Here is a 12315-nt window from a genome sequence, read left to right as displayed (position 1 = left end):
TGAATCCGTGCGCCCTGCACAGGTGCGTCTTCGCGCTCCCAACTGCGAATTGCCTCTTGCGGAAGTGATGTATCAGGTCCAGAGTTTCAGCATCTGGCAACGACGCTCGACAGGAGAACCCATGAAGCTCAGCACCGTCAACCCCGTTCGCACCGCCCTGGTCGCGATCTCAGCCGCAGCGGTCTGCGCCTCGGCACTGGTCGGCAGCCCCGCCGACGCAGTGGAAGCCGATCCGGACGCGTCGACCTTCTTCTCCCCCGCGGATCTCGATGAACTGGCTCCGAACGGCAGCGCAGCACTCGATCCGGCCGTCTTCCTCGAAGGGCTCGAGGAGCTCGAAGCATCGTCCGTGCGCCGCCAGGCGGTCACCGAAGCCGGCCTCACCTCGTACCGGTACATCGTCGACGAAGGAACGCTCACGCTCCCGAGTGCCGCCGACGTCAGGGCGGCCATCGAGGAGGCAGACGAGACCGGATCGGCCGGAACGATCTCGCCGTTCCTCGAGGCCCGCTTTTCGGGGATCAAGACAGCGATCGGGTTCAACACCGTCGACCAACAGGCTCTCGCCGCGGGTGGCGGCGCAGCCATCGGTGCCGCCATCTGCCTCATCCCGGGCGTCGGCTGGGCAGCCTGCGCCGTGATCGGTGTCGTCGTCAGCGTTGCGACCACATACGTGTTCCAGCACGGCATCTGCAGCGGCGGGCGGAAACTGTGGTGGTACGACGTGAAGGGTGGCTCGACCGTCGGTTGCCGGTCATCGGCACCGTTCTGAGCGAGGACAGGGAAGGACGACACCATGCGGTCATGGCTCCTGTACATCGCGATCGTCATCGCTGCCCTCGTGGCACTCCTGGTGCTCGGCAACTGGATGCCAGCTGCTTCGTCGGCCGTGTTCTCCATCGGCACCCCCGTCATCGTGATCGGCGCTGGGCTGGGAGCGAAGTACGTGAAGGAACGGCTCAAGGGCCGACATGCGCACCAGCGATGACGAGACGGCGGCGGCGGCGAGCCCTCCGCCCGGTTAGGCTTCCGGGGTGCGTCTCGTCATCGCCCGGTGCTCCGTCGACTACGCGGGCCGGCTCTCAGCCCACCTGCCGCTCGCGACCCGCCTGCTCATGCTCAAGGCGGACGGCTCCCTGCTCGTGCACTCCGACGGCGGCAGCTACAAGCCGCTGAACTGGATGAGCCCGCCCTGCTCGATCGAGATCACCGAGCCGGACGAGGAGCAGTCGGTCGCCGGCATCACGCAGGTGTGGACGGTGACGCAGAAGAAGACGCAGGACAAGCTCATCGTCTCCCTGTACGAGGTCGTGTCCGACGAGACCCACGACCTGGGCGTCGACCCGGGCCTGGTGAAGGACGGGGTCGAGGCGCACCTGCAGCAGCTCCTGGCCGAGCAGATCGAGCTCCTCGGTGACGGCCACACCCTGGTCCGTCGCGAGTACATGACGGCGATCGGGCCGGTCGACATCCTGGCGCGTGACGACGCGGGAGCGAGCGTCGCGGTCGAGATGAAGCGCAACGCCAACATCGACGCGGTCGAGCAGCTCACCCGGTACCTCGAGCTCATGAACCGCGATCCGCACCTGCGCCCGGTGCAGGGCGTGCTGGCGGCGCAGACGGTGGCACCGCAGGCACGCACCCTCGCCGAGGACCGCGGCATCCGCGTCCTCGTGCTCGACTACGACGCGATGCGCGGCATCGAGGGCGGCCACACCCGCCTCTTCTGACCCGCGTCGGGCCGTCCGGCCTGGAGGCATGGCGCACCCCCGCCCCGCCGCCGACGGAACCCGGATGGTCGCCGCCACGGCCCGGCTAGGGTGGACAGGACATGACCAGCCCGTTCTCCGCCATCCTGTTCGACCTCGACGGCACCATCAGCGACTCCGCGCCGGGCATCCTCGAGAGCCTGACGCACACCTTCCGCACCGTCGGCGTCCCGGTGCCGGACCGCGACACCCTGATGTCGTTCGTGGGCCCGCCGATCATGGACACGTTCCGGATCGCGATGGGCATGGACGACGAACTGGCCGACCGCACGCTCGCCGTCTACCGCGAGCACTACTTCTCGCACGGGGCGCTCGACTCCGAGATGTTCCCGGACATCGACGTCGTGCTGCGCACCCTGCACCAGGCGGGGCTGCCGATCTCGACGGCGACGAGCAAGCCGGAGACCCCGGCGACCTACATCCTCGAGCACTACGGGCTCACCGGCGACATCGACATCATCACGGGCGCGAGCGACGACGAGGTGCGGTCGAGCAAGGCCGACGTCGTTGAAGAGGCACTGCGACGCCTCGAGGCCCACGGCTTCGACACCAGCCGCCCGGTGCTGATCGGCGACCGGAAGCACGACGTCGAGGGCGCGACCGTGCACGGCGTCCCGGTCGTCTTCGCCGAGTGGGGCTACGGCTCCCCCGACGAGGCCGAGGGCACCATCGCCCGCGCCGCCACCCCGCTCGACCTGCTGCCGATCCTGCTGCCGTCCGCGACGCCGTCCGCATGAACGACGTCGCACGTCGGGGCCTCCGCGGCGCCGCCTGGCTGCTGCCGGCGGCCATCGTCCTGATCGCCCTGAACTTCCGCGGTCCGATCGTCGCGACCGCCCCGGTCATCGGGGACGTCCGCGCCGACCTCGGCCTGACCGCGACGATCGCCGGGCTGCTGACGACGATCCCGGTGCTGTGCTTCGCCCTCGCGACGCCGTTCGCCAGCTGGGTCATCGCGAAGGCCGACCCCGAGCGCGCCGTGTCCCTGTCGCTCGTCATCGTGCTCGCCGGCACCGTCGTGCGCTCGATGCCCTCGTCGGCGGCGCTGCTGATCGGCACCGCGCTCATCGGCATCGGCATCACGATCGGCAACGTGGTGATCCCGGTGGTCATCCGGCGGGACACCTCGCCGGAACGCGTCGGCCTGGTCACCGGCGTCTACACGTCGGCGCTCAACGTCGGGTCGATGATCACGTCGCTCGGCACCGCTCCCCTGGCCGCCCTGTGGGGGTGGCCGGTCGCCATCGCGATCTGGGCGGTCTTCGCACTCATCGCCGCCGCGGCCTGGACCTACACGGTCGGTGCTCGCGCCGCCTGGCGACGCCCGCTGCCGTCCGAGCGGGACGAACCGCTGCCCGTCACGGGCCCCATCGACCAGGTGCTCGACACCGGGGCGATCCGGACCGCGCGTGCCGCGGAGGCCGCACGGGTCGCCGCCGCCGAGCCGATCCGGCCGGCGCGACGGCTCATCACCTGGGGCCTGACGCTGGCGTTCGGTGGTCAGGCGTTCTCGTACTACGCCCTCACCGCGTGGATCCCGACGCTGCTGCACGACGAGATCGGGTTCTCGAAGGCGTCGTCGGGCGCGAGCTCGTCGGTGTTCCAGATCCTGGCCGTCGTCGGGGCACTCGGTGTCCCGCTGCTCGCGACCCGGTGGCGTCCGGCGGCGATCATCGCCCTGGTCGGCACCCTGTGGCTGGCGATGCCCCTCGGGCTGCTGTTCGCCCCGCAGCTCTGGTTGCTGTGGTCGGTGCTCGGCGGTGCAGCCCAGGGCGGTGGCATCACCGTGATCTTCATCGTCATCGTGCGGATCGTCTCGAGCGACGCCGACGCCCGCCGGATGTCCGCGTTCGTGCAGGGCGGCGGGTACCTGCTCGGGTCGGCCGGGCCGCTCGTCGCCGGTGCCCTGCACGGTGCGACGGGGAACTGGACGGCACCGCTGCTCGTCGTGCTCGTCGCAGTGCTCACCCTCGGTGTCGTCGGGACGTTCGCCGCGCGACGGGTGTCCTGACCCCGAACCCGAACGCCGGCTGAGACCCCGCTCCGGCTCGACCCCCGAGGCGCTGACCGACGGGGGCCGCACCCGCACGACCCCTCAGCGCGCGGACCGGCTTCGTGGCCAGCTGGCGGCACGGTCCCGGCCGGTCGTCATCCCGGACGGCCAAGGTCCGGAGAGTGGACATCCGACGACCCGCCCGGTGGCGGGACCAGCCGCTCGCAGCACGGCTCACCCTGCTCGTGATCGCGGCCGGCACGACCGTGCTGCTCGCCTGGAACCTGGGCCGTGGCGGGGACTTCAGCTTCTACCAGGCGTCGGCGCGGTCGATGGCCGAGTCGTGGCCGGCACTGTTCTCGGGCGCGTTCGACCCCTCGGCGACGGTGACGCTCGACAAGCTCAGCGGCTTCGCCGTCCCGCAGGCGCTGAGCCTCCGGCTGTTCGGGCACTCCACCGCCGCGCTCGCGTTCCCCCAGGTCGTCGAGGGCCTCGTCACCCTGTGGGCCTGCTCCCTGGTCGGACTCCGCTGGGCCGGCGTCGGGACGGGCCTCGTCGCCGCCGCAGCAGCCGGGTCGACGCCGGTCTTCGTGTCGATGTTCGCGCACCCGATGGAGGACGGCATGGTCACCGCCGCGCTGGCCGTCGCCCTGCTGTGCTGGCAGCACGCTGCGCTGACCGGGCGCTGGTGGCCGCTCGTCACTGCGGGCCTGGCCGTCGGCGTCGGGTTCCAGGCGAAGATGGTGCAAGCCTGGTTCGTCCTGCCGGCACTGCTGCTCGGCACGCTGCTGGCCTCGGCCCGACACGACGGCCGTCCCTTCCGCTTCGGCACCCGGGTGATCCGCGCCGGGGTGCTCGGGATCGTCGCGGTCCTGGCGTCGGTGTCGTGGGTGACCGCGCTGGCGGTCACCCCGTCGGGTTCGCGGCCCTGGGCCGACGGCTCCACCGACGACAGTCCGCTCGCCATGGTGTTCGGGTACAACGGCATCGACCGGTTCCTGCCCGGCGCGGTGCCCGGATCCGTCCGGTCGTTCACGGTGCCGTTCGGTCCGCACACCTGGCGCGGTGGTCCGGCCGGGTTCGGCAAGCTGCTCGGACCGCACCTGGCGTCACAGGTCGCCTGGCTCCTGCCCGCGGCGGTGTTCGGCGTGGTGGTCGCGGCCGTGGTGCTCGTCCGCCGCCGTGCGGAGCGACCCGGTGCCCTCGGCTCCCCGTTCGGGCACGCGTTCGACACCCGCGCCGGATCCGCCACCCTGGCCGTCCTGGTGGTCTGGCTCGGCACCGCGGCGACCGTGCTCTCGGTGGCCGCCGTGCCGCACACCGCCTACGTCGCCGCGATCGGCGTGCAGCTCGCCCTGCTCGCAGCCCTCGGGTGGCGCGGTGCGGTCGGGCTCGTCCGGGCGCAGTCTCGAGGGCTCCGGGCGCTCCCGGTCGTCCTCGCCGCGACGCAGCTCGGCTGGGTGGTGTTCCTCGCCCGGGGCACCGCGATGCCGAGCGTGCTCGCCGTGCCCGCGATCACCGTCTCGACGGTCGCCGTCGTCGCGACGCTGGTGGCGGTGTGGTGGCGACCCCGCTGGGAGGCGACGCGCGAGCCGAACCGGCACCGGGCCTCCCGGACGGTCATCGCGCTGGCAGCCGGGCTCGCGCTCGTCGCCGGACCCGCCGCGTTCTCACTGCAGGCGCTCGACGCGACCCGCGACGGCAGCGGCGTCGACGCGTCGGTCGGGCCGTGGCCCGCACGCTGGCCGATCCCGGCCGGCAGCCCGGACGTCTTCCACGTGTCGCGCCCGGACCCGTGGGGCGGGTCGACGCCCTACCCGCGTGCCCTCAGCCGACTCGTCGCGACCGCGCGACGCCTGGAGGGGTACCGGCACGACGAACCGCTCTTCATGACGGACACCTGGCACATCTCCGCACCCGTGATCGACGCGACCGGGCTGCCAGTGCTGACGGACGGCGGGTTCTCGGGCACCGTGCCCGTCTTCACGACGCACCAGATCCGCCGGAGGATCGCCGACGGCCTGCGCGTCCTCGTCGTCGAGGCCCACGCGCCCCGCACCGACCCGGTCCTGCGCGCCGCACTGGCCGGGGGCTGCCGAGCACTCACCAGCGGCACCCGGCACGCACGCCTGCCGATGCAGCCGCGCCGGGCGGACGGCATCGCCTGGACCGTGTGGCACTGCGGGATGCCCGGGCCGTCGGTCGGACCCGGAGCGCACCGCCACCACGGGTCAGCTCGTGGCGAGCACCTCGCGCAGGGACATCGGCGGACGCCCGGTGATGCGTTCGACGTCGCCGGACACGTGCGCGAGCGCACCCTCGGCGATGGCCGTGTAGGTGCTCACCCAGGCGTCGGCCTGCCACGGCTCCGGGTTCCACTGCGCACGTGATGCGTACGCCTCGTCGAGGGTCTCCGGGTGGTAGCTGACCGTGCGGCCGCGGACCTCGGACACGATCGCCGCCGCCTGGGCCAGGGTGATCGCCTCGGGGCCGGTCAGCTCGTAGGTCTGGTCGCGGTGCGCGTCCGGGTCGTGCAGCACCGCGGTCGCGACGCGGGCGACGTCGGCACGGGCCACCGCAGCCATGGCGCCGTCGCCGGCCGGTCCGCGGATCACGCCGTCCTCGCCGACCAGGTCCTCGACGAAGTCCAGGTAGAAGCTGTCGCGCAGGAACGTGAACGCCATCCCGCTCTCGCGGATCGCCTGCTCCGTTGCCCAGTGGTCGCGTCCGAGCGTGAAGGTCGCATCGGGAGCCGCGCCGAGGAACGACGTGTAGACGACGTGCCGCACGCCCGCGTCGGCCGCCGCGGCGACGAACGCCCGGTGCTGGTCGAGGCGGTCCTGGGCCTCGGCCGCCGAGACCATGAGCAGTACCTCAACGCCCTGCAGGGCGGTCCGGCTCGCGTCGGCGTCGGCGAAGGTCGCGACGGCGACCTCGGTGCCCGGAAGCTCCGGCGCACGCGAGGCGTCGCGCACGAGCATCCGGAACGGCACGGCGTCCGCGGCGAGCGCCGCGCTCACGGCGCCCCCGATGTTGCCGGTCGCTCCGGTGATGGCGATGGTCATGGTCGCTCCTCGTGTCGGTGTCGCGTGGTCGTCGTCGGGGTCACGTCGTTGTCGGGGTCGCCTGGTGGTCGTCGACGGTCGCGTCGGTCGGCGGTCACGTCCACACCGTCCTGGAGGCCCGGATCACCGTGGGCGCGACCCGCGCGGCGTTCACGCCGTCCACCTCCACCGCCCATGCGCGGGCGGCGTCGTGGTCGCGGCCGTGCCGCATGTGCCGTCCGACCAGGCGGTCGAGCCGCACGTCGTCGGCGACGGCGCAGAACCAGGTCTCGGTGAAGAGCGCCGGCAGCGCCGACCACGGTGCGGTGTCGTCGAGCAGGTAGTTGCCCTCGGACACCACGAGTCGGGTTGCGCGGGGCACCGCGATGCTGCCGGCGACGGGTTCGTCCACGCGACGGTCGAAGTCCGGCGCCCACACCACGTCCTCGTCGGCGGCGACGAGTCGGCGGACGAGCGCGACGTACCCGTCGGCGTCGAAGGTGTCCGCCGCGCCCTTGCGGTCGTGCCGGCCGAGGGCGTCGAGCGCCGCGTTCGACAGGTGGAAGCCGTCCATCGGGACCTGCACCGCGGTGCCCGCACCGAGGCGGTCGTCGACAGCGGTGACGATGCGGCGGGCGAGCGTGGACTTGCCGGCGCCCGGTGCTCCGGCGATCCCGAGCACGGTGCGGCGGCTCGAACGGGCCAGTTCGACGGCGCGCTCGACGGCCTGGTCGACGGTCGTGCCGGAGTCGCTCACGGCTTCATCCTCGCAGAGCGCACCGACGCCGGGCCGCGGTGGTTCACTTGCCGCATGGTCGATGCGACGAAGGCGTTCAGCGGGTTCTCGGTGCGTGACGTGCCCGAGGCGAAGGCGTTCTACCAGGACGTCCTGGGGGTCGAGGTCACCGAGGACCACGGCATGCTCTTCCTGCAGCTCGGCGGTGGACACCAGGTGCTCGTCTACCCGAAGGGCCCGGGTCACGAACCGGCGGCCTTCACGGTGCTGAACTTCCCGGTGCCGGACATCGACGCCGCGGTCGACGAGCTCACCGCGAAGGGCGTCGTGTTCCTGCAGTACGAGGGGATGACCGACGACCGGGGTGTGAACCGGAAGGGCGGGCCGCTCATCGCCTGGTTCACCGACCCGTCGGGCAACGTCCTCAGCGTCATCGAGGAGTGAACATGTTGTATCCCGAAAGCTCGCTTCGGCGCTGCTGATCGTCCTACCGTCCTCTCACCGACGAGAGGACGGCCATGACGAAGGTGCTGGGACGGCATTGGACCCGCGAGGGGCTCCTCGCCGAGCGCGAACGCGTCCGCGCAGAGTGGAACCTGGACGAGCGGGAGTTCGCCCCGACTGAGCAGTGGCGCGACCTGTTCATCGACGAGTACCTCGCACAGGACTGGCTGGACAGCATCTCGTTCCTGCTCGGTGAGCGATGACTGAGGTGTCCGATGGAGCCGGCCAGCATCACGCAGCCGTCGCCCAAGAGCTCCTGGACTCTTCCCTGCCCGGGCACGGGGTGCAGATCGACTACGAGCTGGATGTCCCCGATGGAACGATCGTCGTGCAGCCTGCCGCTGCGTCAGGAACGACTCCACCGGTCCGGCTGAACATCGGCGGCGTTCACACCGCCAATGTCACACTGTCGATGCGGTACCGATGGAAGAGTCATCTCGAGGTCCTCGAGCTGAACGAGAGCCGGTTCACCCTCTTCCTGGTCGACGAACGACAGCCACTGGTCCGCTTCGAGTTCCAGGAAGCGTTGACCGCCACTCCGCAGTCGCACTGGCACCTGCACGCCGAGCGCGGCGCGTTCAGTTCGCTGCTGGCCAGAGCCCGCGACCACGGATCCGGGTAGCGTGATGCGGCGAGGTTGTCGTCCTTGCACTTCCCGCTCGGCGGCCCGCACTTCCGGCCGAGCCTCGCCGACGTGGTCGAGTTCGTCATCGTCGAGTGCGGCGTGGACGCGTTGCCGACGTGGCGGGAGGCCGTGCACGGGTTCCGGAATCGTTGGCGCCGTGAAGAAGCCGAGGCAACCGCTCGGCAGTTCCCGGCAGAGACCGCGCAGTCGCTCCGCAACCTCGGGTGGGTTGTCCAGCCCCCGGAACCCACCGCGGTCCCACCGCAGTTCGCGGTGCTGCACGCGGGTTGACGCGGTCAGCGGGACAGGGCGCCCGCCCAGCCGAGGGCGATCGGCACGAGCAGGCCGTGGCGGTGGTGCGGGAGCTCGGCGACGGGGATCCACCGCGACTCGTCGGTCGAGCCGTCGAGCTCGTGCCGCAGGGCTCCTCCGGTGATCGTCGCCCGGAACACGACCTGCACGGCCTTCATCGGGCGACCGTTGGCGTGGATGCGGCGCTCTGCGGGGACGATGTGGTGTCGGACCCCGAGCAGGGCACCGGCCTGGGCCTCGTACCCGGTCTCCTCGCGGATCTCGCGCACGACGGCCTGCTCGACGGTCTCGTCGAACTCGACCCCGCCGCCCGGTAACGTCCACGTGCCCGCGTCGGGGTGACGCAGCTTCGCCAGGAGCACGCGGTCACCGTCCGTGATCACGCCGTAGGCGGCGAGCCGGGTGTCGTAGTCCGTGTACTCCATGGGCCGACCATGCCAGGTGGGTGCACCGACGTCTGCCAGCCGCGCCGTGCCTCCAGGCCGTGGACCGGGGTGGTGCGGACGCTCCACCAGCCCGCCGACCGGTCACGACCCCCCGCGGCCCGCATGCCGAGCGGTCACCGGCCGTCGGCCCCGCCGCCCGCAAACGACGAAACGTGACCACGCGACGCAGCCCGTGCGGTGTGTCGCGACCACCGCGCGGGCCCGGAGGCGCGAGTCGCCGCCACCACGGGCCTCCCCGGCCGTCCGGCGTGCTGCCGGGACGTCCACGCCGACGCGCGGTCAGGACACCCCGATGGCTGCCCGCCGAGCGGTCACGAACCGTTGCTTGCGGCACCGCCAGACGACGGAACGTGACCACGCGACGCTGCACGCGCGGGGAGTCGTGACCGCTCGCCGCTCGAGGACCCGGGCCCGCATGGTGCCAACCGGACCCGACGTGCTCTTCCGACCCGGATCAGGCGTCGACGCGTGCCGCTGCCCAGCCCACGCGCATCCGGGCGACCGCCCGGTCGAAGGCGCTGAGCGGCTCCCCGTCGTCGCGGATCACGGACTGCAGCTGGAGCCCCTCGTACAGGGCCATGAGCTGCTCGGCGGCGTGCCGGGGCGATGCGCCGCGGGATTCCCGGCCAGCAACGACGTCACGGACCAGGGCGAGGGTGACGTCCTCGAACGCGCGCGTGTACTGGGTGCGGAACCACCCGGCGGCGGGGTGGTCGGGGTTCGAGGCGGCACTGAGCACGGCGACCCGGAGGCGCACGAGGGCCGGGTCCTCGACGCCCGCAGCGAGCCGGGCTCGCAGGTAGGCGACCGTGCCGTCCCGCTCCGCGATCGGCCAGAGCTCGCGTCGGCTGCCGTTGTTCCACTTGTCCATGACCGCCACCACCAGGAGTTCCCACATCGGGTACGCCCGGTGGAACTCGTCGGCCGTGACCCCGGCGTGCTCGGCGACCTCGTCGGGCCCGACACGGTGGAAGTCCCCGGCTCGGTAGGCACTGATCGCCCCGGCGACGATGCGTGCGCGGAGGTCGACATCGGTCGTGGGCATGCTGACGATTGTGCGGGGCCGCTCAGCGGCCCGCGACCGCCAGTTCAGGGGGCGCGGCCACCGTCGCCGGCTCCCGGTCAGCCGCGGTCGAACGTCAGCGTCTCGTCATCGGGGGCCCGGACCTCGCCGGTGCGGGCGAAGTCGGCCCAGATCGCCCGGAAGGCCCGGCCGCGGCGCTCGACCTCGGGCCAGTCGCGTTCGGGGACGAACCGGGTGCCGGCCCAGGCCTCGCGGCCGCCGAGCAGCAGCGGTAGGTCGCTCATGTGCACGGCTCCGGTCGGGGCGCTCGTGACACCGCGGTGCAGTCGGTACGAGGTCGCGCGGCCGCCTGCGCGTCGGTGCCGTTCGGTGAACCGCCGGGCGTCGCGCCCGTAGATGACGTCGGACAGCGGACGCACGACCCACCACCGCAGGGCCGACCGCAGCACCCGCGACCGGGTGACCCGACGCAGGCCGGGCACGAGCGGCACGTACATGCCGGCCTCGTCCGAACCGGACCCGATCAGCACGTCGACGTCGGGGGCGACCCGGCTCCACGCGGCGTCGAGGTCGCGCTCGGCGGGCAGCGGCGCGAACCCGTACTGGGTGCCGAACGGCATGCCGGCGGCGAGTCCGTACGGCGCGGCGGCCCGGGTGCCGAGCGCCTGACGGTCGAGCAGGTCCTCGAGCGGGGTGTCGGCGTGCACGCTGCCGACCGCCCGGACCATCGCGCGGTTCATCCGTGCCCGACGGCGGGACAGCCCGAGCGGAGCGCTCTGGATGATCGCGCGGCGGAACAGCCCTTCGGCGCCGGCACTGATCATCAGGTGCGCAGCTGCGTCCCCGCCGGCCGACTGCCCGAAGACGGTGACCAGGTCGGGGTCGCCGCCGAACGCAGCGATGTTCGCGCGCACCCAGCGCAGCGACTCGACCAGGTCGAGGAGCCCGAGGTTGGCCGGGATCGTCTCGCCGTCACCGAGGAACCCGAGCACGCCGAGCCGGAACGTGACCGACACCACGATCACGCGCTGCTCGGTCACCAGGTCGCGGGCGTCGTAGATGGGCAGGTCGCCGCCGCCGATGACGTACGAGCCGCCGTGGATCCAGACCATCACGGGCAGCTGCTCGCCTGGACGGACGTCGGCGGGCAGCGTGATCGAGAGCCGCTGGCAGTGCTCGTCGACCTCGATGCCCTGGATCGGGTTGAGCAGCAGGTCGACGAACTCCTCGTGCGGCTGCGGTGCGACCGGCGACGGGGTGGACGCGTGCAGCTCGCCCGCGAACGGAGGCATCGGCTGCGGCGGGGCGAACCGTTCGGCCTGCGCGTACGGGATCCCGAGCACCCGCACCACGTCGCCGTCGAGCGTCCCGACGATGCGGCCGGCGGGGGTGTCGAACGGGGCAGGCGTGGCGTCGAGCATGGGGTTCACGGTATCGGTGCGGCGACGACACGAGCGGACGTGACGGAGGCCGTCCCGATGTGATCGGGACGGCCTCGCTCCGGCTCGGGGAGCCGGGTGCACGTGGTGCTCGGCGTCAGTTCGAACGACCGTTGACGTCGCGTCGGTCGTCGTCGTTCCAGTCGGGCTTGCGCACGCCGGACTTCGCGATGCCGCGGCTGACGACGTAGGCGGCCGTCACGATCGCGACGTACAGCCAGGCCTGGTCGGCGCCGAAGCCGGTGTGGCCCTCGTCCGCGTTGTCCACGACGGCCGACGCGACGAGGATGGCGATGGACACGACCAACCAGGCGTAGAACTCCGTGGTCTTGAGCGCGGACTTGGTCTCGTTCCAGGTGGCACGCACGACCGAGTCGTTCCGTGCGGGACGTCCTGCAGTGTTCGACATGGTCACTCCTTCTG

General features: G+C 72.1%; 15 protein-coding genes and 1 pseudogene. 10 read left to right on the top strand and 6 right to left on the bottom strand.

The window, feature by feature from the left end:
* The first annotated feature begins 7 nt into the window (after nucleotides 1-7).
* The 6 genes and pseudogenes from BIU91_RS04820 to BIU91_RS19310 form a co-directional block, all read left to right on the top strand.
* Nucleotides 8-772, top strand: coding sequence for a hypothetical protein (locus tag BIU91_RS04820; RefSeq protein WP_139196648.1), 765 nt, complete (start codon nucleotides 8-10; stop codon nucleotides 770-772).
* 24 nt (nucleotides 773-796) lie between these two features.
* Entirely contained in the window at nucleotides 797-988 is a 192-nt protein-coding gene (locus BIU91_RS04815; protein ID WP_071404448.1) for a hypothetical protein, read from the top strand.
* Nucleotides 989-1034: 46 nt separating this feature from the next.
* On the top strand, nucleotides 1035-1730 hold the full coding sequence (gene nucS / locus BIU91_RS04810) for an endonuclease NucS (protein ID WP_017887754.1): 696 nt from the start codon (nucleotides 1035-1037) through the stop codon (nucleotides 1728-1730).
* Between the two features lie 101 nt (nucleotides 1731-1831).
* Nucleotides 1832-2506 carry an HAD hydrolase-like protein gene (locus BIU91_RS04805; RefSeq protein ID WP_071404447.1) on the top strand — a complete coding sequence of 225 codons (675 nt, stop codon included), beginning with the start codon at nucleotides 1832-1834 and terminating at the stop codon, nucleotides 2504-2506.
* Entirely contained in the window at nucleotides 2503-3780 is a 1278-nt protein-coding gene (locus tag BIU91_RS04800) for an MFS transporter (RefSeq protein WP_071404446.1), read from the top strand. Before BIU91_RS04805 ends, BIU91_RS04800 begins: the two co-directional genes overlap by 4 nt.
* A 314-nt stretch (nucleotides 3781-4094) precedes the next feature.
* Nucleotides 4095-4640 (top strand): annotated as a pseudogene (locus tag BIU91_RS19310) (glycosyltransferase family 39 protein); the annotation flags it as partial.
* Between the two features lie 1353 nt (nucleotides 4641-5993).
* Here BIU91_RS19310 and BIU91_RS18105 read toward each other — a convergent pair.
* On the bottom strand, nucleotides 5994-6827 hold the full coding sequence (locus BIU91_RS18105) for an SDR family oxidoreductase (protein WP_084740629.1): 834 nt from the start codon (nucleotides 6825-6827) through the stop codon (nucleotides 5994-5996).
* A gap of 94 nt (nucleotides 6828-6921) precedes the next feature.
* On the bottom strand, nucleotides 6922-7563 hold the full coding sequence (locus tag BIU91_RS04790) for a nucleoside/nucleotide kinase family protein (protein ID WP_071404444.1): 642 nt from the start codon (nucleotides 7561-7563) through the stop codon (nucleotides 6922-6924).
* A 54-nt stretch (nucleotides 7564-7617) separates the two neighbouring features.
* Here BIU91_RS04790 and BIU91_RS04785 point away from each other — a divergent pair, with 54 nt between their 5' ends.
* The 4 genes from BIU91_RS04785 to BIU91_RS04770 all read left to right on the top strand — a co-directional run bounded on the left by BIU91_RS04785 (nucleotide 7618) and on the right by BIU91_RS04770 (nucleotide 8962).
* Nucleotides 7618-7986 carry a VOC family protein gene (locus BIU91_RS04785; RefSeq protein WP_071404443.1) on the top strand — a complete coding sequence of 123 codons (369 nt, stop codon included), beginning with the start codon at nucleotides 7618-7620 and terminating at the stop codon, nucleotides 7984-7986.
* Between the two features lie 74 nt (nucleotides 7987-8060).
* Nucleotides 8061-8249 carry a hypothetical protein gene (locus BIU91_RS04780; RefSeq protein WP_071404442.1) on the top strand — a complete coding sequence of 63 codons (189 nt, stop codon included), beginning with the start codon at nucleotides 8061-8063 and terminating at the stop codon, nucleotides 8247-8249.
* Nucleotides 8250-8329: 80 nt separating this feature from the next.
* Nucleotides 8330-8668, top strand: a complete 339-nt coding sequence (locus tag BIU91_RS04775; RefSeq protein ID WP_139196647.1) for a hypothetical protein — start codon at nucleotides 8330-8332, stop codon at nucleotides 8666-8668.
* Nucleotides 8669-8692: 24 nt separating this feature from the next.
* The gene (locus BIU91_RS04770) at nucleotides 8693-8962 is read left to right on the top strand and encodes a hypothetical protein (RefSeq protein ID WP_071404440.1); all 270 of its coding nucleotides are present in this window, start codon (nucleotides 8693-8695) and stop codon (nucleotides 8960-8962) included.
* A gap of 5 nt (nucleotides 8963-8967) precedes the next feature.
* Here BIU91_RS04770 and BIU91_RS04765 read toward each other — a convergent pair whose 3' ends face one another.
* The 4 genes from BIU91_RS04765 to BIU91_RS04750 all read right to left on the bottom strand — a co-directional run bounded on the left by BIU91_RS04765 (nucleotide 8968) and on the right by BIU91_RS04750 (nucleotide 12301).
* Nucleotides 8968-9408, bottom strand: a complete 441-nt coding sequence (locus tag BIU91_RS04765; protein WP_027466986.1) for an NUDIX domain-containing protein — start codon at nucleotides 9406-9408, stop codon at nucleotides 8968-8970.
* A 475-nt stretch (nucleotides 9409-9883) separates the two neighbouring features.
* Entirely contained in the window at nucleotides 9884-10474 is a 591-nt protein-coding gene (locus tag BIU91_RS04760) for a TetR family transcriptional regulator C-terminal domain-containing protein (protein WP_071404439.1), read from the bottom strand.
* 77 nt (nucleotides 10475-10551) lie between these two features.
* The gene (locus tag BIU91_RS04755) at nucleotides 10552-11874 is read right to left on the bottom strand and encodes a carboxylesterase family protein (protein ID WP_071404438.1); all 1323 of its coding nucleotides are present in this window, start codon (nucleotides 11872-11874) and stop codon (nucleotides 10552-10554) included.
* Nucleotides 11875-11989: 115 nt separating this feature from the next.
* Entirely contained in the window at nucleotides 11990-12301 is a 312-nt protein-coding gene (locus tag BIU91_RS04750) for a hypothetical protein (RefSeq protein WP_071404437.1), read from the bottom strand.
* Nucleotides 12302-12315: the final 14 nt, after the last annotated feature.

This window comes from Curtobacterium sp. MMLR14_002 (assembly GCF_001864975.1).
Lineage (GTDB): Bacteria > Actinomycetota > Actinomycetes > Actinomycetales > Microbacteriaceae > Curtobacterium > Curtobacterium flaccumfaciens.
This window is presented reverse-complemented; position numbering and strand designations above follow the sequence as displayed.

Excerpts from the sequence above, each read along its gene's own strand:
- BIU91_RS04815 (WP_071404448.1), top strand. The coding sequence starts at position 797 with ATGCGGTCATGGCTCCTGTACATCGCGATCGTCATCGCTGCCCTCGTG.
- BIU91_RS04805 (WP_071404447.1), top strand. The coding sequence starts at position 1,832 with ATGACCAGCCCGTTCTCCGCCATCCTGTTCGACCTCGACGGCACCATC.
- BIU91_RS04800 (WP_071404446.1), top strand. The coding sequence starts at position 2,503 with ATGAACGACGTCGCACGTCGGGGCCTCCGCGGCGCCGCCTGGCTGCTG.
- BIU91_RS18105 (WP_084740629.1), bottom strand. The coding sequence starts at position 6,827 with ATGACCATCGCCATCACCGGAGCGACCGGCAACATCGGGGGCGCCGTG.
- BIU91_RS04785 (WP_071404443.1), top strand. The coding sequence starts at position 7,618 with ATGGTCGATGCGACGAAGGCGTTCAGCGGGTTCTCGGTGCGTGACGTG.
- BIU91_RS04780 (WP_071404442.1), top strand. The coding sequence starts at position 8,061 with ATGACGAAGGTGCTGGGACGGCATTGGACCCGCGAGGGGCTCCTCGCC.
- BIU91_RS04765 (WP_027466986.1), bottom strand. The coding sequence starts at position 9,408 with ATGGAGTACACGGACTACGACACCCGGCTCGCCGCCTACGGCGTGATC.
- BIU91_RS04760 (WP_071404439.1), bottom strand. The coding sequence starts at position 10,474 with ATGCCCACGACCGATGTCGACCTCCGCGCACGCATCGTCGCCGGGGCG.
- BIU91_RS04755 (WP_071404438.1), bottom strand. The coding sequence starts at position 11,874 with ATGCTCGACGCCACGCCTGCCCCGTTCGACACCCCCGCCGGCCGCATC.
- BIU91_RS04750 (WP_071404437.1), bottom strand. The coding sequence starts at position 12,301 with ATGTCGAACACTGCAGGACGTCCCGCACGGAACGACTCGGTCGTGCGT.